12 protein-coding genes, 3 tRNA genes and 1 CRISPR repeat array are annotated in these 18,182 nt (G+C 68.1%); of the genes, 10 read left to right on the top strand and 5 right to left on the bottom strand.

The genetic code is table 11. The annotated features are described in order from the left end of the window. Window positions 1-132: 132 nt before the first annotated feature. The 3 genes from AC07AB_RS23855 (at window position 133) to AC07AB_RS23845 (ending at window position 534) form a co-directional block, all read left to right on the top strand. Window positions 133-205 (top strand) — tRNA-Asn (locus AC07AB_RS23855). A gap of 5 nt (window positions 206-210) precedes the next feature. Continuing rightward, window positions 211-283, top strand: a tRNA-Asn gene (locus AC07AB_RS23850). Between the two features lie 177 nt (window positions 284-460). Continuing rightward, window positions 461-534: transfer RNA gene (locus AC07AB_RS23845), tRNA-Ile, on the top strand. A gap of 150 nt (window positions 535-684) precedes the next feature. On the opposite strand, the gene AC07AB_RS23840 is transcribed toward AC07AB_RS23845, so the two are convergent. Beyond that, on the bottom strand, window positions 685-2,565 hold the full coding sequence (locus AC07AB_RS23840; RefSeq protein ID WP_478570138.1) for a tyrosine-type recombinase/integrase: 1,881 nt from the start codon (window positions 2,563-2,565) through the stop codon (window positions 685-687). Between the two features lie 152 nt (window positions 2,566-2,717). Between AC07AB_RS23840 and AC07AB_RS23835 the strand changes: the two genes are divergently transcribed. Together AC07AB_RS23835 and AC07AB_RS23830 are read left to right on the top strand one after the other, a co-directional pair. Then, entirely contained in the window at window positions 2,718-2,978 is a 261-nt protein-coding gene (locus tag AC07AB_RS23835) for a DNA-binding protein (protein WP_478570135.1), read from the top strand. A 113-nt stretch (window positions 2,979-3,091) separates the two neighbouring features. Beyond that, window positions 3,092-4,081, top strand: coding sequence for a recombinase zinc beta ribbon domain-containing protein (locus AC07AB_RS23830; protein ID WP_478570132.1), 990 nt, complete (start codon window positions 3,092-3,094; stop codon window positions 4,079-4,081). 9 nt (window positions 4,082-4,090) lie between these two features. On the opposite strand, the gene AC07AB_RS23825 is transcribed toward AC07AB_RS23830, so the two are convergent. The 4 genes from AC07AB_RS23825 to AC07AB_RS23810 all read right to left on the bottom strand — a co-directional run bounded on the left by AC07AB_RS23825 (window position 4,091) and on the right by AC07AB_RS23810 (window position 7,586). Continuing rightward, entirely contained in the window at window positions 4,091-5,314 is a 1,224-nt protein-coding gene (locus AC07AB_RS23825) for a cytochrome P450 family protein (RefSeq protein ID WP_478570129.1), read from the bottom strand. Then, a complete protein-coding gene (locus AC07AB_RS23820; protein ID WP_478570127.1) occupies window positions 5,311-6,504 on the bottom strand; it encodes an MAB_1171c family putative transporter in 1,194 nt (397 codons plus the stop codon). Before AC07AB_RS23820 ends, AC07AB_RS23825 begins: the two co-directional genes overlap by 4 nt. After that, window positions 6,497-6,931 carry an ImmA/IrrE family metallo-endopeptidase gene (locus tag AC07AB_RS23815; protein WP_478570125.1) on the bottom strand — a complete coding sequence of 145 codons (435 nt, stop codon included), beginning with the start codon at window positions 6,929-6,931 and terminating at the stop codon, window positions 6,497-6,499. Before AC07AB_RS23815 ends, AC07AB_RS23820 begins: the two co-directional genes overlap by 8 nt. Window positions 6,932-7,076: 145 nt before the next feature. Next, a complete protein-coding gene (locus tag AC07AB_RS23810; RefSeq protein WP_478570568.1) occupies window positions 7,077-7,586 on the bottom strand; it encodes a helix-turn-helix domain-containing protein in 510 nt (169 codons plus the stop codon). A 909-nt stretch (window positions 7,587-8,495) separates the two neighbouring features. On the opposite strand from AC07AB_RS23810, the gene AC07AB_RS23805 reads away from it, so the two are divergent. The 5 genes from AC07AB_RS23805 (at window position 8,496) to casA (ending at window position 18,181) form a co-directional block, all read left to right on the top strand. After that, window positions 8,496-9,635: a ParB/RepB/Spo0J family partition protein gene (locus AC07AB_RS23805; RefSeq protein ID WP_478570123.1), complete on the top strand. Its 1,140-nt coding sequence runs from the start codon at window positions 8,496-8,498 to the stop codon at window positions 9,633-9,635. 213 nt (window positions 9,636-9,848) lie between these two features. Then, entirely contained in the window at window positions 9,849-10,259 is a 411-nt protein-coding gene (locus tag AC07AB_RS23800) for a DUF488 family protein (RefSeq protein ID WP_478570121.1), read from the top strand. A 133-nt stretch (window positions 10,260-10,392) separates the two neighbouring features. Continuing rightward, window positions 10,393-11,766 carry a putative antirestriction adenine methyltransferase gene (locus AC07AB_RS23795; RefSeq protein ID WP_478570119.1) on the top strand — a complete coding sequence of 458 codons (1,374 nt, stop codon included), beginning with the start codon at window positions 10,393-10,395 and terminating at the stop codon, window positions 11,764-11,766. A gap of 158 nt (window positions 11,767-11,924) precedes the next feature. Continuing rightward, a CRISPR array of direct repeats spans window positions 11,925-12,807; the repeat unit is 29 nt; unit sequence CGGAACACCCCCGCGTCGGCGGGGAAGAC. A 163-nt stretch (window positions 12,808-12,970) separates the two neighbouring features. Then, window positions 12,971-15,820: a CRISPR-associated helicase Cas3' gene (gene cas3, locus AC07AB_RS23790; RefSeq protein WP_478570117.1), complete on the top strand. Its 2,850-nt coding sequence runs from the start codon at window positions 12,971-12,973 to the stop codon at window positions 15,818-15,820. A 702-nt stretch (window positions 15,821-16,522) separates the two neighbouring features. Then, window positions 16,523-18,181: a type I-E CRISPR-associated protein Cse1/CasA gene (gene casA, locus AC07AB_RS23785; protein WP_478570115.1), complete on the top strand. Its 1,659-nt coding sequence runs from the start codon at window positions 16,523-16,525 to the stop codon at window positions 18,179-18,181. Window position 18,182 lies beyond the last annotated feature (1 nt).

Genomic DNA, 18,182 nt, shown 5'->3' with positions numbered 1-18,182 from the left:
CGTCGTTCCCGTAGGTCACTCACGGGATACCGATTGGCGGAGCACCCCCCTGCTTGCGCTAATGTATGTGTCGCAGCGAGCGCACGCCGTCCGGGAGCCCGGAGCCGGGTGCATTCGAGGCACACAGCGCAATCCCCTGTAGCTCAATTGGCAGAGCAGCCGGCTGTTAACCGGCAGGTTACTGGTTCGAGTCCAGTCGGGGGAGCGCGATCCCCTGTAGCTCAATTGGCAGAGCATTCGGCTGTTAACCGGAGGGTTACTGGTTCGAGTCCAGTCGGGGGAGCAAGGCGAAGAGGACCCCTCCGGGGTCCTTTTTCGTGTGCCGTGGAACCGCCGCGGGGGCGATCGGCATCCTCAAGGACAGGCTGGTCACGCGATGCGGACCCTCAGGGGCAACAGATCGTATGACCGGCTATGCTGCGGCAGACGGCGCGCACAGATGTACGCGACGCGCCGTTACGGGGCGGTAGCTCAGCCGGTTAGAGCAGCGGACTCATAATCCGTCGGCCGTGGGTTCGAGTCCCACCCGCCCCACCGCTTCTTCGTGGTGCAGAAACGTTCTGACCTGCGTAAACGTAACCAGAGGGCCCGCCATCTAAACGCTGGCGGGCCCTCTCTCGTCCGTTTACCAAGATCCAGGGGACACACAGGGGACGCGGGGGCGAACTGAGGTGCCCAGGGGACTCAAGTGGCCTTCGAACGGTCGCCGCGACTCCTGCGAGCACCCTTCCCCGAGCCCGGTGGCAGCCCCTTCCACCCGTCGATGCCCGGTACCTCGGGACGGGTGATCATGAAGCGGACGAGCGAGAAGTGCGGCCGCTGGTCCTCCGGGTACTGGTCGTTGAAGTTCTCCACCCGAAGCAGTTCCAGGCCGGCGTGGGCGCAGTGCTCACGTGCCCATCTCACGGCGGCGTTCGCCGCGTGCTCCTGGCCCCGGCCGTGCGTCCTGATCTCCCCGAGGAGACCGGCGCCGGGCCGGAGCTGCGCTCCGATGGTCCACTTGTCGCCGGAGTGTCGGGCGCCGTGGGTGAAGAACACCGCCACGTTGCCCTGCCAGGCGTCATCGGGGATGGCGAGCGCGCTGCGTATCTCGTACGCGACATCCCGGGGGACCACGGACATGACGGACTCGGCCTCGGCGCGCATCATCTCCGGCAGGACGCTCGTGTAGGTGTCCGAGGTGATCTGGCGTGAGGAATGGCCGAGCTTCTCCTGTACGACTTTGATGTCGTTCTTGGCGAGCAGCGACAGAGTGGCGGCGAGGTGCCGTAGGTCGTGGAGGCGGACGGGAGGGAGGCCGGACAGTTCCACGAGTCTGGAGAAGCGTCGGGATATCCAGTCGGGGTGCAGTGTCTCGCCGTTCTCGTGCGTCCACACGCGATCGGTCTCGACGTAGGCGTCGCCCCACTCCTGGCGTTTCCGTTCCTGCTTGGTGCGGAAGCTGACGAGGGTGTGGCCGGACTCAAGGCTGAGGGTGAGGGTGCGGACGCTGTCGGCCTTCGGGGCTTCGCCGTACAGCTTGTAGGCGACCTCCACGATCTGCTGGGAGATCCGCATCCAGAGAGCGTCGGTGCTCACCTCGGTCCACGGCAGCGCGGCCATCTCACCGCGCCGGGGGCCGAGGAAAATGAAACTGTGCCACAGCTCGTAGAGCCAGTCGTCCTTGGTGAAGTCCAGGAACTGGCCGGTGAGCTCTGGCGTCCAGACCATGACCGGGCCGGTTTTCTCGCCGGTGCGCCTCCAGTGCTCGACGCGCTCGGGTGTCCAGACGAGTGGTTTTGGCCGGGTGACCGGCGGCAGCTCAACGAGCTTTGCCCAGTTTCTGGAGAAGGCTTGCTCGCGTTTGATTCCCCAGGTGAGAGCGGAGCTGAGGGTGTCGTTGATGCGGTGCATGGTGGCGGCGGAGGTGGTCTTGCGCAGTCCCTTCCTGCCCTCGCGGAGGGCGGCGTTCGCGTCGAGAAACGCTCGGCGGGCGGCGCGGCGCTCCTCCCTCTGGGCGTAGCCCGCCGTCTTCACCCAAGCTCGGTGTGCGTCGTCGCGGTCCGTTTGGAGCTGATCGACGCGAAGGCGGTGGAGGATTCGCTCGGCGTTCTCCTTCTCGATCGCGTTGTACAGCTTGTCGAGGTGGCGGACCTTGAGGTCGCATCGCTTGATATGCCCGAGGTGAGGGATCAGGTAGTTGGTGATGTGCTCCTCGTAGCCGTGGCGGGTTGTGCGGGCCAACGACTTTTTTGCCTCGATCCATCGGAGGAAGAAGTCTGCGCACTTCTCGTCGGAGAGCACATCGGTACCGGCGGAGGCGGCGTCGTAGAGTTCCTTGGCCTTCTTCTTGGCGTCGTCCAACCTCGTGAAGCCGCCACGGCGGACCCGTGCTCGCTTGCCGCCTTCGCCTGGTTCGGCCTCGAAGTAGAAGTACCAGGTGCCGTGGCCCTTCCCCAGCTTGGGGCATGTCAGCCCGACGTCCCCGATCTTCGGTGCGCCGTCGGCGTCGACGACTGGATTGCCCTCCTTGTCGTGGAGCGGCCCCTTGCACTGGCACCGCCGGTAGTAGCTCGGCTCGAACATCCGACCCCCTGGTGACTGGCTGTGGAGGCCAGTCGTGATCGTCCGTACGTCTCCGTACGTGTCTTGTGCTGTCTCTTTCGATCTTGCGGGGGTTGACGGACACTGCTGTACAGTCCTTCCAACGTTGGCGCGGGGGAGATTGCGACAACGGAATGACTGCTCAAGGAGATGCCGGGCAGCCTTCGGTGACGGCCGGAGCGATGTGCTTGGAGGAGTTGCTGGCGCTGCCGGCGACGGTGAACGTGGTGACTGCTGCGCGGGCTCTGGGGATCGGCCGGGACAAGGCGTACGGGCTGCTCCGGGGCGGTGTGTTCCCGGTGCGTACCTTGCAGTTGGGGGACACCGTGCGTGTGCCGACCGCCGGGCTGTGGAAGGTGCTCGGGGGGGAGGCGCCGACGGTGCCTGGGGTGTGACCCTCGAAGGCATATGCCCTCGCGTGAGGTATTCGACAGCTCTGCTGCAATGTGACCTACCTTCGCTAAGGTGGCCGGTATGCAAGGGGGTCGGTCTAAGGCGAGGAGCTCACGTGCCACGGCTGTATGGGTTTGAGGACGCGGCGCATCGCCGTGTGCGTGAGGATGAGGCATCTGGAATACGCCAGGCGATGAGCCGCCGCTTGGCGAAGCAGTTGCCCCCCGAGGTGACGGAGTGGATGAACGCCGCGGGGTTCCGCACGTCGGTCGGCGGTCTGTGGCGGCCCGACCGGCTCAGCGCGGTGCTGGACCATCCGGCGATCGCCGGGCTCGAAGAGAACGCCCAGGGCGAGCTGGTGGAGACCGGCGGGCCGCAGATCGTCACTCCGGCCGAGTTCAAACAGCTTCGAGCGCAGCGGGAAACGGAGAAGCCCGCCTACCAGCGGGCCGAACAGCGGGACTACCTGCTCACCGGCGGTGGTCTGAGCGTGTGCGGTCTGTGCGGCTTTCCCTTCACCGCCTCGCCGTCCAACTCCGGAAGCCGTGGCTACCGGTGCGCGCCGAGCACACCGCAGCATCCCGGCGGGTGCGGCAAGGTGCGCATCAACGCTGATCTGGCCGAGGTCTACGTCGCTGAGCACGTCCTGGCGGAGCTGGCCAAACCGGAAGTCGCACGCCACCTTGAGGCGGTGCGCGACCGGGTCCTGTCCGAGGCGGCGGAGCTGCGCGAGCGGGCGAAGGCCGATCGCGCGCGACAGCGCGACCTGGGGAAGGAGTACGCCGGTACGAAGCTGTCGGGCACTGCGTTCCGTGCGGCCGATGGGGAGCTGTCGAAACGTATCCGGGACGCCGAGGTTGAGGCGCGGCGTTTGGAGCAGGTGAAGCACGCGCCGCTGGGGGGTGTCCGTGATCTGGTGCACTGGTGGAAGCACGCCCCTCTTTCCTCGAAGAAGGGCGTGCTGGTGCTCATGCTGGAGCAGATCGCGTTCTACCCGGCCGCCTCGCGCGGGTCGCGCACCGTGGACAGCGACCGCGTGGCGCTGACCTGGCGCACGTGGAGTACGGCGCCGGTCGAAGGGGACGCGGAACGCATCGAGGCGTGACATACGGGCCTACTCATGAAGTTGCCCGTTGGCCGGATCGGCGACGGTGATCCGGAGTTGTGCGAGGGCGCGGGAGCGCCAGGAGGAGCGCCACTGAGGTTCCTCGTCAGGGTCGGCGAGGGCCAGGTGGGGGAAGCGCCGCATGAGGGTGCTGATGGCGGTCCGGATCTGAAGGCGGGCCAGCGGGGCTCCCAGGCAGTAGTGCATTCCGTGGCCGAGGGCCAGGTGGGCGTTGTCCGTGCGGTGGATGTCGAAGCGGTCCGGCTCGGGGTATCGGTCCGGGTCCCGGTGCGCGGAGGCGAGGCAGAGCATCACGGTGTCGCCGGCGGGGATCGCGGTTCCGCCGATGTCGATCGGCTCGATGGGGAAGCGGCGGATGGCCATCTGGCCGGGGAGGGCGTAGCGCAGGACTTCTTCGACCGCGTCGGGCAGGAGCCCGGGATCGGCCCGGAGTTCAGCGAACTGGCCGGGGTGGTTCAGGAGGGCGAGAAGGCCGCCGCTGATGACGTGCTGGGTGTTCTCCACACCGGCCATCAGGATCAGGAAGGCCAGGGAGACGAGTTCGTCCTCGCTGAGACGGTCGTCTTCATCGCGGGCGGCGATCAGGGCGGAGAGCAGATCGTTCTGGGGGTCGGCTCGGCGTGTGGCCACGAGGTGGAGAAGGAAGCGGTGGATGCGGTCCACGGCCTCGGTGATCTGGCCGGGATGTTCTGGGGTGATCATGGCGGCCACCCAGCCGGAGAAGTCCCCTCGGTCTGCCTCCGCCACGCCGAGCAGGTCGCCTATGACGGTGAGTGGCAGCGGTGTGGCGAAGTTGGCGACGAGGTCGGGGGCGGCCTCGGTGGCGAGGCGGTCGGCGAGGCGGTCGGCGGTGACCTGCACGCGTTCACGCAGGTCTTCGACGCGCCGCGGGGTGAACCCCTGGGCAACCAGGCGTCGTAGCCGCAGGTGGTCGGCTGGGTCGATGTTGAGCAGGTTGGCGTCCAGGGCCGGAGGCAGGGAGAAGCCCTTGTAGCCGACGCCGGAGTGGCGGCGGTTGAGCGACAGTCTGGGATCGGTGAGGCCGGCGCGGACGTCGGCCTCGCGCAGCGCGAGCCAGATGAGGGACCCGTCCGGGAGCGCGACGCGGTGCACGGGGGCTTCGGCGCGCAGCTGAGCGTAGGCCGGGTAGGGGTCTGCGCCGGGTGCGGCATCGAGGAGCCGAGCCAGGTTCAGAGCCGGTGGGGCGCTCATGCGAGGTCCTTCGCGTGGAGGGGCTGAGGGGCGTGCTGGGCGAGGACGGCGCGCACGACCGGGGACCGGTCGAAGGCGCGGGCCAGTTCTCGCTGGAAGGAGAGCTCGGTGGCGAGGTCTTGTGGTTCGGCGGTGAGCGGCGAGGCAGTGAACTCCGGCGGCTCCTCGCCCAGGGACTTGGCGTGCAGCGCCGCCTTCAACTGGGCGGCTTCGACGGTTGCCCCGAGGGCGGCGCCCTCCAGACCTGCGGCTCGGGCGTGCCGGTCGGCGGATTCGGTGATGGAGGGGGCCATCCACATGCGCAGCGCCCGTTGGGCGTCTCGGATTTCCACGACGAGCCGGTAGAGCCGGGCCCGGACGGTGCTGCCTGGTTCCAGGCTCAGGATGACGTCGGGGGCCGCTGCGGTGATCTCGCGGTGTAGGGGACGTAGTTGGCGGAGCGCGTACCGGTGATCGATGCGGAGCCGCATCTTGCTCAGGTAGGGGCCCCAGTCGGGCAGGGTCCACCCTATGGTCTGGATGAAGACGCCCACCGTCACCGCGAAGGGGGCGAGGGGCTCCCATGCCGCTCCTGAGTGTCCTGTGAGGCCGGCGATGATGTCCGCGATTCGGCACGTGGCGTAGAGCATGGACGGCGGGATGTTCAGCGCGATCATGAACAGGCCGCGTCGCAGCCATGGTGTCGGGACGACCTTGGCGTACTTCCAGCCGAGGATGCCGACGTCGATTTGATTGACGGCGTAGCCGATCAGGTAGACGCCCAGATAGGCCGGATAGAACTGGGCCTTGTCCACCGCGAATTGGTCGGGCTGCTCGTTGAGGCTGGTGGCGGTGAAGAACAGGGCCGCCATGAGCACCAGGATCAGGGTGAGGCCGGCCAGGCGGGGCACAGCCTTGCGCCAGGCGAGGCGTCGTTCATGGGAGAGGTGCAGCAGTACCAGTTGCTGGCAAGCGGCCGAGAGGACCACGGTGCTTTGGGACAGGAGCCCGGACAGGTTGACGACCCCTGCGGCTCGACTTGTGGCCACCCAGATGACGGGTGTGGATATCGCGAACAGGACGACGTGGAAGAAGAAGTTGCCCGCCAGGGCGAGCTGGGCCGGGGACCGGTCGGTGCGCAGGACTCTGAGTTTGTAGAACAGCGCGATCGCCGAGATGGCGGCGCAGCACGGGTACAGGACGCTATTCATCTGCCTCGGACTCGGAGTGGGGGGTTTCCAGTGTGGACAGCCGAGCGACCAGGTCCTGGTACTCCGGCGGTACTGATCTTGTGCGTTGCGTGGCCCAGGTCCCGATCCGTTGGCCGATGAGTGAGCCGATGTACTCGGCTTCGAACTCCGCCTCGGAATGGGTGTGGTCGCGGCCGAGGACGCGACGGACCAGTTCCGGATCGAGCGAGGGGAGGAACAACTGGCTGGCCTCGGGGCGCATCACAGGACTGGCTTCGTGCTCGCAGATGAAGTGTCCGAGTTCATGGAGCACGACCTGGTGCTGGTGGACGGGGGCCATCCGCTGCTCGAAGACGATGAAGTCTTGGTCTTCAGCCGTGACCAGCAGACCGTCCGGGCTGCCGACGGGCAGTTCGAGCGGGACCACGGAGATCGGCCGGCCCTGCATACGGCCCAGGCGATCGCACAGGACATCGATGCTCAGGGCCCCCCGCGAAGGAAGGCCGATAGCGCGGACGCGCTCTTCACAGCGCCGTCTGACTTCCACGCGCAGAGCAGGTGTTGACCGCAGCCAGCGCAGTACCACCACGGCGCTATCCGTCGCCGGTGCGCGGTGGCTGCCCTGAATCCGACGGTCGTTCGTGGAGTGCGCTCTGTGCGCGCGTGGCGGAGTCGAGGATGCCTTTGAGGAGGTTCGACAGCTCGGCGACCGAACCCGGGTCCACCGTCGAGGGACTGGACGTGCGCAGGGACATCCCTCCGACTTTTTGGCGCCTGAGTTCCCCCAGGGTGGCCAACTCGTCGTTGACCTGCTCAAACACCTGGTCGTCCAGGAAGTAGCCGTCGCGTGAGATGCCGAGACTGTGGGCCACCTTGACCAGCGTCTCGATGGTGAGGTTCGAGCCGTCGGCCGACTCGGCCTGGGTCAGTGTGCGCTTGGACACGCCGGCGCGCTCCGCCAACCCGGCAACGGTGAACGGGCCTTCGGGGTGGTGCTGGCGCACGTAGCGCAGCCGCCTGGCGATCGCCGACTTGGCCGCGTGTATCCGCTCCCCGCGCGCCAGTGACTCTGCGCCCCCGGAGCCCAACGGGTCCTGTTCCATCGTCAAGTCGCCTCCCCCCTCAGGGCATTGAAGTGCGCACGATAGCACTATGTTGCTCTCATGGGGAGGGTCCTCGCAGCGTTGCGCGCGGACAGTTCCGCGCCAGCGATGTTCGCCTGACGAAGGTGTGTGGATCTTGAAAAGAACGAAGCGTCATGAGGGGATCGCCCGGGTGCTACACATTCGATTAGGTAGACCCGGGCCCGATGACGCAACGTCAGTTGGGTTCGGAGGCACCGGGGGTGGGCGGGCGAAGGCTCGTCATTCATGGAGGGAAGCGGATGGCAGAGGTGGACCCGAAGCAGGTGGCGGCTTTGGCGGAGGAGCCGCCGCGTGTGCTCGCACCCGACTTAACGCCGGGCGCGTCGGAGGAGGGGCGGGAAGTGCTGGAGGCGCAGGTGGCCATGCATCCGAGCAGAGGGAGCGGGAGCGGGGGGTGAGGCCGGTCGCTCGGAGGGGGTGCCCTTCGATGTCGAGATAGGTGACATTGCTTGAGGCGTGTTGTACGTTCTGGAGTGCCGGTGGGTGCGGTCCCGTACTCGCCGGTGCCGCAGTGCGCGGCTCCCTTGAACTGCTCCTCGCAGGTGGCCGCCCCCCCCCGCGCCCCGCCTGCGAGGAGCTGGCCGCGATCGGTCGCGGCCCGGGGGCCGCGGTGGGGCGGAGTCCGTCGCGATTGTGGGCCGCGGCGCACTCCGCCCCCTCACTTCCGGCCTCAGCCGCATCCGGCGCAGGAGGCCCGCTCCGGATTGCCGTCCGCCGGCGAAATGCATTTCCTTATCTTCCCCGGTGAATTCCTGAATTAATTCCCCGCACCTTCTTGAATTAGCGGTATTTGCCATTAAGATATAAGTGTAAGGAGAAAGGGAAACCGCTAAATAGCGGTTTCCGAATTCAAGGAAGGTGCGGGAAATGTTCAAGGAAATTCGACTCGACCAGATTGCGGCCAACCCGGAGCAGCCCCGCAAGTACTTCGACGAGGCCAAGCATGAGGAACTGGCCGGCAGCATCCAGGAGAACGGCCTCCTCCAGCCGGTTGTCCTCCGGCCGATCGAGGGCGCCGCTACCCCCTACATGCTGATCGCGGGCGAGCGCCGGTGGAGGGCCTGCCGCGCAGCCGGCCTGGAGGCCGTGCCCGCGAAGGTCATCGAGAACATCGACGAGGAGCGAGCCTACGTCCTCAGCATCGCCGAGAACGTCGGCCGCGAGGACATGACCATCATGGAGGAGGCCGGCGCGTACGCCGACCTCGCGGCCGCCGGGTGGGACCCGCTAACGATCGCCAAGCAGTTCGGCAAGACCGAGACGCACATCAAGTGGCGGCTCGGACTGCTCACCCTGCGCGAGGAAGTCTCCGAGATGGTCAACAAGGGAGACATCAAGCCGAACCTGGCCTGGCACATCGCGCAGCTCAACCCCGGCAACCAGATGGTCGCCGCCACGCGGTACGTCAGGGGTGACTTCGACTCCGAGTCCGACGCCCAGCACTTCGCGAACGGACTCAAGATGATGGAGAAGCAGACCACACTGACCAACGAGCAGGCCCCGGACGCCGAAGAGCAGGAGAAGCGCAAGAAGGCCAAGGCGAAGGCCAAGGACGGACTCGGCCAGGCCGAGGAAGTCCTGCTCCCGCTGCTGGAGGAGCTGGCGCAGAAGAAGCCCGAGGACCTGGCCGTCATCCTCGGGGACGACCTCACCCGACACGTGCGGGTAGTCGGCAAGATCTACAGCCAGGTCCAGCTGGTCCGGAACCTCCTCGGCAAGGCGCAGGGAATCCAGCGGGCGAGGACGGCCGCATTCAACAGGGCAGCCGTCGAGGCCCAGCAGGAGACCGCCAAGGGCAAGGGAGGAGCGGCCAAGGGGGAGGCCGAAACGAAGCCGGCCGCGAAGAAGGCAGCGGCCAAGCCCGCGGCTCCGCGTGCGAAGGCCGGAGCGTCGGCAGGGGCCAAGAGCCCGGCGCGTAAGGCGCCCGCCCAGAAGCAGACGGCGAAGAGCAGCCCGGCGAAGCAGGCCGAGGAGGCGGCGAAGGCGGACACCACGGCCACGAAGTAGCGAGACGGGGCGCGGCGCTGGCCGCGCCCCCGAGCTGGACCAGTTGCCAGGACCGCCCCGATCCGTGCCCGCAGGGACTTGAATCCCTGCGGGCACGGCGCCGTTCAGGTCCACACGAGCCTGAGCGGGGGCACCGAAAGAAACCGGACCGGGCCGCCGCCGCGGCATCGGCGAGCGCCCCGGTCACTGAGCAGCACGAAAGGAAACAGCTACGTGCTAACCCTGTTCACCAACCGCTATCAGGCATTCCAGCCGCCGCAGGGGGTGCCGGTGCGCATCACCCTGGGCGCACCCCGTTTCAAGCTCTCGTACCCGCTGACGCGCGCGGTGCGGGAGCTTGCGCCACGCCGGGAATACTTCTCCAAGGCGCTCCCGGAGTTCACCGCGGCCTACCGGGCGGATCTCGACAAGCTCGGCGCGGGGCGAATGGCTGAGGAACTGCGGAAGATCGCCGCGGAGGAGGGGAGCCACCGGCTCGTTCTGCTCTGCTTCGAAGACCTGTCGGACCCGACGCAGTGGTGTCACCGCAGAATCTTCGCTTCCTGGTGGAAAGACGTCACGGGCGATGCCGTACGCGAACTGTCGCCGATGGCAGACCACTACGAACAAGGAACCCTGATGTGAACCAGCGGGAGAGCCGCCCTCAAAATAGGTGACATGCTTTAAGAGGGCTACGCGCTTCTTGTGTTAGGTTCCAGCGCAGCGCCCGGCCCGGCACCCGCCGAGGCCGGGCGCTCTCGTGTCGCCAGGAGGAGAGATGTTCCAAGGCACCATCCCCGGCCCCATGCGCGCCATCGTGCGCGAGACGGCCAGCGGTTGGCCCAGCGGTCCGGTCTACGTACCGTGCTGCGGCAACTTCACCATCGAGCGGTCCCTGGCCGGCATGGGCTTCGCCCTCCACTCCTCGGACGTGTCCATCTACACCACAGCCATTGGCCGGTGGCTCACCAAACAGCCCGTCGGCATCTGCCTCCGCGACGAGAGCAGAGAACAACTCAACTGGCTCGAACCATCGTTGGACGACGGCATCGGCACCGTCGCCACAATGATGCTCGGCACCCGATTCCTTGCCAGCGTCGGCCGTGAAGGGCTGTGGCACGAGCGGGTGGTGCGCTCGTACCGGGACCAGTGGAAGGCCAAGCACGCTGAGACCGTCGAGCGGTTGAACGGCTCCGACGTCGAACTGACCTCCTACGCGGTTGAAGACGTGCGCACCTGGCTCCAGAAGGTGCCACGCGACGCTCCCGTCTGTTCCTTCCCTCCCTTCTATGGCGGCGGGTACGAGAAGCTGTACGAGCCGCTGGACGCACACTTTGCCTGGGACGCTCCCGAGTACGAGCCCCTGTCGGACGCTGACGTGGTCGATGTCCTCGGCGCGATCACCGATCGGCCGTACTGGCTCACCGCCTCCAACCACGACGTGCCCGAACTGCGCCAATACCTGCGCGGCGTCATCAAGGCCACCCCGCGCGCCGCCCCCTTCCACGTCTACGCCAGCGAGGCGCCGACGCGCATCGTCGCTCCCCGCCAGCCCATCGAACCGGTCAAGGCCCCCCGACTGCGCCGAGGTGAGGAGGTGGCCAGGCCGCTGAAACTCGCACTGCTCAAGCCCGGCCAGTTCAACGCATTGCGCTCGCGGTACCTGAACCCGCGCATCGCCCCCGGCGCGGCGAACCTCGCGGTCGCGGTCAAAGACGGCAACGGCAAGATCCTCGGCGTCTTCGCGATGGCCCCGAGCAGCTTCACGCCCGACGAGGCTTACTTGCTCTCGGACTTCGCGGTCGCACCAACGGACTACCCGCGGTTGTCGAAGCTCATCGTGCTCGCGGCCACCAGCGCGGAGACGCGGCTGCTGTGTCAGCGGGCGTTCTCGCGCCGCATCCGCGCGGCGTCCACGACGGCGTTCAGCAACAACCCGGTGTCCATGAAGTACCGCGGGCTGCTGCGCCTGACGAAGCGCGGCCCGTCCAACGAGGACGGCTGGAAGTTCCAGCTCCAGTACCAAGGGGCGATGGGTGGACATACCCTCTCCGAGGCATGGGACACGTGGTCTGCGAGGTGGGGGGCTCGCCGCCCCTCCAGTGGTACGCACCAAGCGAAATGTCTCTCATCGAAATCGTTGGACGCGTGATGAAGGTCGTGTGCGTCAGCATCGGCTCCCTGTTCCAGATGAGACACTCGATTCTGGTTTAGGTGGGTCAGCTTCTTATGAGGAACGGGCAAGTGGGCACATGCGGGTTGGTCTCCTACGGGGAGAGTCGGGTACCGAGACTGCGCTCTCTCGCGGAACGGAATACCCCCGCGTCGGCGGGGAAGACCGCACCGGCCCGAGGACCTCTCCCACGCGATGCGGAACACCCCCGCGTCGGCGGGGAAGACGACCGCCGTGTCCCTCACCGCCATCGTCCTCGCGGAACACCCCCGCGTCGGCGGGGAAGACTTGTGCGCCGCGCGGCCGGGGGTGATCGGTTCCGGAACACCCCCGCGTCGGCGGGGAAGACTTGTGCGCCGCGCGGCCGGGGGTGATCGGTTCCGGAACACCCCCGCGTCGGCGGGGAAGACCGGTGCGCTCGCATCAGGCTGCGGGCCAGAATCGGAACACCCCCGCGTCGGCGGGGAAGACAGCCCGCGCCCCTTCGGGATTGCGCCGGTGAGCGGAACACCCCCGCGTCGGCGGGGAAGACCGAGTTGCTCATCATGGCCATCCGGCGAGCGACGGAACACCCCCGCGTCGGCGGGGAAGACTGCTGCTCTCGGGCTTCTGGACCGGCAGCTGACGGAACACCCCCGCGTTGGCGGGGAAGACAGCGGCCACCAGATCAGCGGCCCGCTGCTTGGCGGAACACCCCCGCGTCGGCGGGGAAGACGTCGCGCGCACACCAGCCTGGCTCGCAGCGGACGGAACACCCCCGCGTCGGCGGGGAAGACGCTCCGGCTCGGCTTCTGGTTCGGGGGCCGGCCGGAACACCCCCGCGTCGGCGGGGAAGACGCCGAACCGGTCGAGTTCCCGGTCAGTGACGACGGAACACCCCCGCGTCGGCGGGGAAGACGCGTTCCAGGGCGGTGCCGGGAACCTCGGTCGCGGAACACCCCCGCGTCGGCGAGGAAGACGCACAGGCGGCACGTGCCAACGACGCGAACAACGGAACACCCCCGCGTCGGCGAGGAAGACCCTTCCTGACCTGCGCCTTAAGAAGGGCTTTGCAGTTTCTTGACTATTGTTGATGGCGGGTTGGTGGTGAGCATGCGGTCACGCTACACACCGGCTCGGCGGGGCGTTGTCAGTGGTGTCTGCTTAGATCCGTCTCAGTCGTTTCGGGTGAGGGAGGCGCGCGGTGTCATGTGAACCGCAGGAGGTTCCGGACGAGTCGCTGTGGGGGAAGTCGCGGGGGCTGGAGTGGCCGTATCCGCTGGTGCGGCATCTGCTGGACGCGGCGGCGACGGCCTTGGTGCTGTGGGACCGGTATCTGTCCGATGGCCAGCGGTGGCACATCGCGGCCGGTCTGGGGCTGGCGGACGATCCGGGGCGGGCGCGGTCGGTGGTGGGGCTGTGCGCGGGGCTGCATGATGTCGGCAAGATCTCCGGGTTCCAACTGTGCGATGCCAAGGGCGAGGAGGGGCTGAGTGAGGCGTTGCTGTCGGACGTCGGGAAGATCGGTGTCGAGCGGCTGGGGCACGACGTAGCGGGTATGGAGGCGGCCCCGGTCGTGCTGGCCGCGCTGGGCTTCCGCGGCGACCGGTCGAAGCGTGGGGTGGTCGCGCGGGTGGCGCAGGTGATCGGGGGGCATCACGGCCGGTTCTCCGCTCTGGACCGGATGCGGGCGGACAATCCTGCCTACCAGGAACTGCTGGGCGGAAGGCGGTGGTTACGGCAGCGGACGGCGCACGCCATGGCCGTATCCGAGGTGCTGCGCCGGCCGGAGCCGCCTGGTGAGTTCGGCGCTTCTGCGGCGACCCTAGTGACGGGTGTGGTGATGCTGGCGGACTGGCTGGTGAGCCAGGAGCACTACCTCAAGCGCCGGCAGGAGAATCTCTCGGCGGCCTTGCAGGAACACTTCACTGAGTCCCTCACGCAGGCAGCGGAACTGGCCGCTGAGGCGGGTCTGTTGCCGGTGGTGCTGGACCGTAAGGGGTTCGCGGAGGCGTACGGCGTCGACGGGGAGCCGAATCCGCTGCAGCGGTCGGTGATGGAGGAGTTGCCGGCCGCACTCGCGGCGGGCGGGGGTGGCGCGGGGATCATGTTGGTCACCGCTGCGCCGGGGGACGGTAAGACCGAGGCGGCGCTGGAGGCGGAGCGGGCGCTGTCCGCGGTGTGCGGGACCAGGGGGTTCGCGTTCTTGCTGCCGACGATGGCGACCAGTGATCAGATGCATGAGCGCGTCGCCCGGGCCCTGGTGCGTCAAGGTGGACAAGGCGGCGGGCTGACGTTGACGCACAGCATGGCCTGGCTGAACCGGGCGTACGGTGACGAGGCGCTCGACGGCGGGCCGCACGTACTCGTGTGCGAGGACGAGAAGGACGGCGACGAGCGGCACCGGGCGGCGATGCGGCCCAAGCGTTGGCTGCGGGGCTCCAAGCGTCCGCTGCTGGCGCAGTTCGCGGTGGGCACGGTGGATCAGGCGCTGCTGGGTGTGCTGCCGGTGCGGCACAATGCGCTGCGGTTGCTGGCTCTGTCGGGCAAGATGTTCATCGTCGATGAGGCGCACGCCTACGACCCCTATATGCAGGTGTTGTTGGGGCGGCTGCTGAACTGGCTGGGGGCGTATGGCGTGCCGGTGATTTTGCTGTCGGCGACGTTGCCGGTCTCGGTCAGCGACCGGTTGATCAAGCAGTATCTGCTGGGCGCCGGGCGCGGTCGTGCCGAGCTCAAAAAGCGTTCGTTCGCGGCCCCTTACCCGGGCTGGCTGTATGTGGATGCCGCGAGCGGGTGCTCCGCCGAGATCTCCGAGCCGCGCCAAAAGGAGCAGGCCGCCGAGCGGTGCATGGAGCTGCACGTGCAGGTGGAGGCCGTCACCCATAGCGACCCGGGGGGTGGGCGGGGGCGGCTGGCGGTCATCGAGCGGACGCTGGAACCCATGCTGGGCGGTGACGGTGGGTGCGCGCTGGTGGTGTGCAACACGGTCGGCGACGCGCAGTACACCTACCAGTGGCTACGTGACCGTCTAGGCGTTCGGGGACTGGAGGAAGCGGAGATCGAGTTGTTGCACGCCCGGTTCCCGGGCGACGTGCGCGAGGAGCGGACGGCCGCGGTCACCGCCGGGCTGGGGCGAAAGGGCCCCCGCCCGCAGCTGCGTGTGATCGTGGCGACGCAGGTCGTCGAGCAGTCCCTCGACCTCGACGCGGATGTGGTCATCAGCGATCTGGCACCGCTGGCGCTGCTGTTGCAGCGGGCCGGTCGCTGCTGGCGGCACGAGACCTGGTGGGCCCGGCACGGTCGGCCGGACGGCCGGGAGCGGCCCTTCTGGGCGCAGGAATCGGGTCCGCGGCTGGTCGTGCTGGACCCGCTGACCGAGGGCGGGGATGTGCCGAAGCAGTGGGGAACGGTCTACGCGGAGTTCCTGCTCCAGGAGACCTCGCAACTCCTGGCCGCGCGCGCCGGGCAGCCCGTGTCCATCCCCAGCGAGGTCCAGGACCTGGTCGAGACCGTCCATGGGGACCGCAAGGACCGGTTCGACTGGGACACCCCGGAGAAATCGGCGGCCTGGACCGCCTTCGCGGGCGAGAACCTGGCGCAGGAGAGCATCGGTCAACTCGTCGCCGTCCCCGCGGCCCGCATGGTGAACGGGCTGGAAGACCTGCACCATCTGGAAGGCTCCGAGGACGAATGGGAGGCAGCGACCCGCCTGGGGGCCGACTCGGTCCGGCTCCTGTGCGCGTACGAACACGCGGAGGGCAAGGTCACGCTGGACCGGGAGGGCGCCGATCCGCTGCCGGACGCGGACACCGGCGGACGGCTGTCCATCGCCCAGGTGCGCGCGGTCATGCGGCGGACGATCCCGGTGCGGGCCGACTGGTTCAAAGACACCGGTGATGTCCACCAGCCGCCGTCTGGCTGGGCCGACCACCCTATGCTCGGCGACCTTGTCGTGATCCGGCAGCCCGTACGCGATGGGAAGGCCCTGCCCATGCAGGTCGGCAAGAAGTCGCTGCGGCTGGATGAAGAGCTCGGCCTGGTACGGGAGTGACCCCCCAATACCAAGCCGAGACCAGCCCCCACTTCGGCGGGGAGGATACTGAAGGCTGTTCACGGCCCTCACCGTCTGGCGGTACACCCTCGCATCGGCGAAGAAGGCCAGAACCGACAGAATGGTTGCGTCCCGGGCTGAATGCGACCCGGCCGCCCCTACATAGACCCGCTTTCGGGCCCGCCCTTGGGGGCACCCCACAGTCGACACACCTCAACCGTGCCCAAGAGCAAGGTGCCGCAGCCAGTCATCACGCCAGCCACGGCAGCGTCCCCTCGCCACGTTACAAGCACCAAGACCGCGACCACCACGATCACGATGACCCCCCGACGCCGACGCGGATCACCCGTCGGCTCTACTCCACGTACTGACACTGGATCTCCCTCTTCGCCCTGCCCCGGGCCCTCGGCCCGCCGCCGCGAAGCGTGCGGCCCGGCAAGGTGTACCAACTCCCAGTCCGCGCAGGCAAGTTGATCACGAGCATTCGGCCGTAACCGTCTGGCTTCCAGAATTTGGCCATCATCTTCTAGCTTCCTGATAGGGGCTCCGGACTTCGAGTCCCCTCACCTTCTATCGCACATCACAGTAGAAGTCGGCGAAGTCGCCTTCCCTGCCTCCGATTTACTCAACCGCAGGCGCGGATGGACGTCAGCTTGGTTAGCTGCTGCATACCACCGCACAGACTCCACCGAAGGAATCGCGATGACAGCACCTCCTACGCGGGTGTCGCCGGGAAGATCAGATGGTGACGCCTTCGACCTCCGGGACCGGCCGTGGGTTCCCGTACGCCTGGCGGGGGAGCGGCGCAGCGTCGGGCTGCGCGAGTTGTTCCAACGGGCTCACGAGATTGAGGATTTGGAGCTGCCGGTTCCGCCCGCAGCCTCCGGGCTGCTGCGGATCCTCGTCGCGCTTGCCGCGCGTATTGCGAGGGATGAGGACCAGGGCCTGGACGATCCGGACGTGGCCGAGGACTTTGATGACTGGTTCGGCCTGCGCAACCGTCTCCTGGAGAGGGGGAGGTTCGATGCGGCGGCGGTGGACGCCTACTTCGACGAGGTGGTGCCGCCCGGCCGCTTCGATCTCTTCGATACCGAGCGGCCGTTCCTGCAGGATCCGCGGCTGGCCGCCCAGTGCACCGACGCCAAGGGGAAGGCGAATCCCTCGGGCGTGAACAAGCTGGTGCTCGGGCGCCCCACCGGCGTCAACGGGGCGGTGTTCTTCGGGCACTTTACCGACGGCAGTCCGATGGCGGTTCCGGCCGACGAGGCCGTCTGGCATCTGATCGCGCAGCTGTATTACGGGCCGTCCGGCCAGTGCACCCCGCGCCGTATCACCACCGTCAAACCCGGCAACGGCGATGCCGGGCCGCTGCGCAAGACGGTCTCCTTCCACCCGTGGGGGCCGAACCTGTTCACCACGCTCATTCTCGGCGTGCCCCGTCCGGACGACGCGGCGGATTTGGACGCCGAGGACCGGTGCCCGTGGGAGGAGGAGGCCCTGCCCGACCCGCTCGGCCCGCTGTCCGCGTTCACCTGGCCCGGGCGGCTGCTGACCGGCCGGGCCCGGCACGCGATCCTGTTGGTGCCCTCGGCCGACGGCGCCGCCGTCACGGACGCCTACGTCACCTGGTCCACCCACGCCCCCGCCCAGGCGGTCCGGGACCCGTACCTTGTCTTCGACCGGCCCCGGAACGACGGGGCTCCGTTCGCGCGCCTGGCCGACGGGCAGCGCGCGGTGTGGCGCGACATCGACGCACTGCTGCTGCCCAGCAGCGACGCGCATGCGCAGCGTCCCGCCGTCCTGGGCGACATCGCCGGGGAAGTACCGCCAGAACTGCTGCAGGCGTTGCGGGTGCGGGCCTATGGCTTCGACCAGGACGGTCAGCAGCGCGACGCCATCTGGTACGAGGCGACCACGCCCCGCGTGCTGCGCTGGCTCCAGGAGGCGGACCCGGCCATGGCGCTGCACCTCGCGCGCTGCCACCAGGCCGCAGAGACCCTGGCGGACAAGCTCGGCTACGCCGCGCGCCTGGCCTGGCGGCTCACCACGGCTCCGCCGGCCGACCCCACCGCGAAGGTGAAGCTGGATACGAAGAAGCCCGGCCCGTGGGCGGGCCCGGCCACGGCCGCGTACTGGCCGGCGGCCGAGCGCGCCTTCTGGGACCTGGCCAGGCCCGAGCGGCTCGACGCCCCCGCACACCAGCCCTTCGCCCGCATCGCCCTGGACGCACTCGACTCGGCCCTGGGCACGGCCCGCCGCGACCTGCGGACCGCGCGGGCCCGCAGCCGGGCCCGCGCAGTGATCCGCAACGCCGTCCCCGCCCCTACCCGCCTTCCCCAACCGGCTGACGCCAAGGACTGAA

The sequence above is a fragment of the Streptomyces sp. NPDC044033 genome, assembly GCF_056434425.1.
Note: the sequence above shows the minus strand (reverse complement) of the source record. Positions and strands in the feature narration are given on the sequence as shown.

What these genes read in the sequence shown, in the direction of transcription:
- AC07AB_RS23805 (WP_478570123.1), top strand. Translation starts at nt 8,496, where the DNA reads ATGTTCAAGGAAATTCGACTCGACCAGATTGCGGCCAACCCGGAGCAG.
- AC07AB_RS23840 (WP_478570138.1), bottom strand. Translation starts at nt 2,565, where the DNA reads ATGTTCGAGCCGAGCTACTACCGGCGGTGCCAGTGCAAGGGGCCGCTC.
- AC07AB_RS23795 (WP_478570119.1), top strand. Translation starts at nt 10,393, where the DNA reads ATGTTCCAAGGCACCATCCCCGGCCCCATGCGCGCCATCGTGCGCGAG.
- AC07AB_RS23835 (WP_478570135.1), top strand. Translation starts at nt 2,718, where the DNA reads ATGACTGCTCAAGGAGATGCCGGGCAGCCTTCGGTGACGGCCGGAGCG.
- AC07AB_RS23820 (WP_478570127.1), bottom strand. Translation starts at nt 6,504, where the DNA reads ATGAATAGCGTCCTGTACCCGTGCTGCGCCGCCATCTCGGCGATCGCG.
- casA (WP_478570115.1), top strand. Translation starts at nt 16,523, where the DNA reads ATGACAGCACCTCCTACGCGGGTGTCGCCGGGAAGATCAGATGGTGAC.
- AC07AB_RS23810 (WP_478570568.1), bottom strand. Translation starts at nt 7,586, where the DNA reads ATGGAACAGGACCCGTTGGGCTCCGGGGGCGCAGAGTCACTGGCGCGC.
- AC07AB_RS23815 (WP_478570125.1), bottom strand. Translation starts at nt 6,931, where the DNA reads ATGCAGGGCCGGCCGATCTCCGTGGTCCCGCTCGAACTGCCCGTCGGC.
- AC07AB_RS23825 (WP_478570129.1), bottom strand. Translation starts at nt 5,314, where the DNA reads ATGAGCGCCCCACCGGCTCTGAACCTGGCTCGGCTCCTCGATGCCGCA.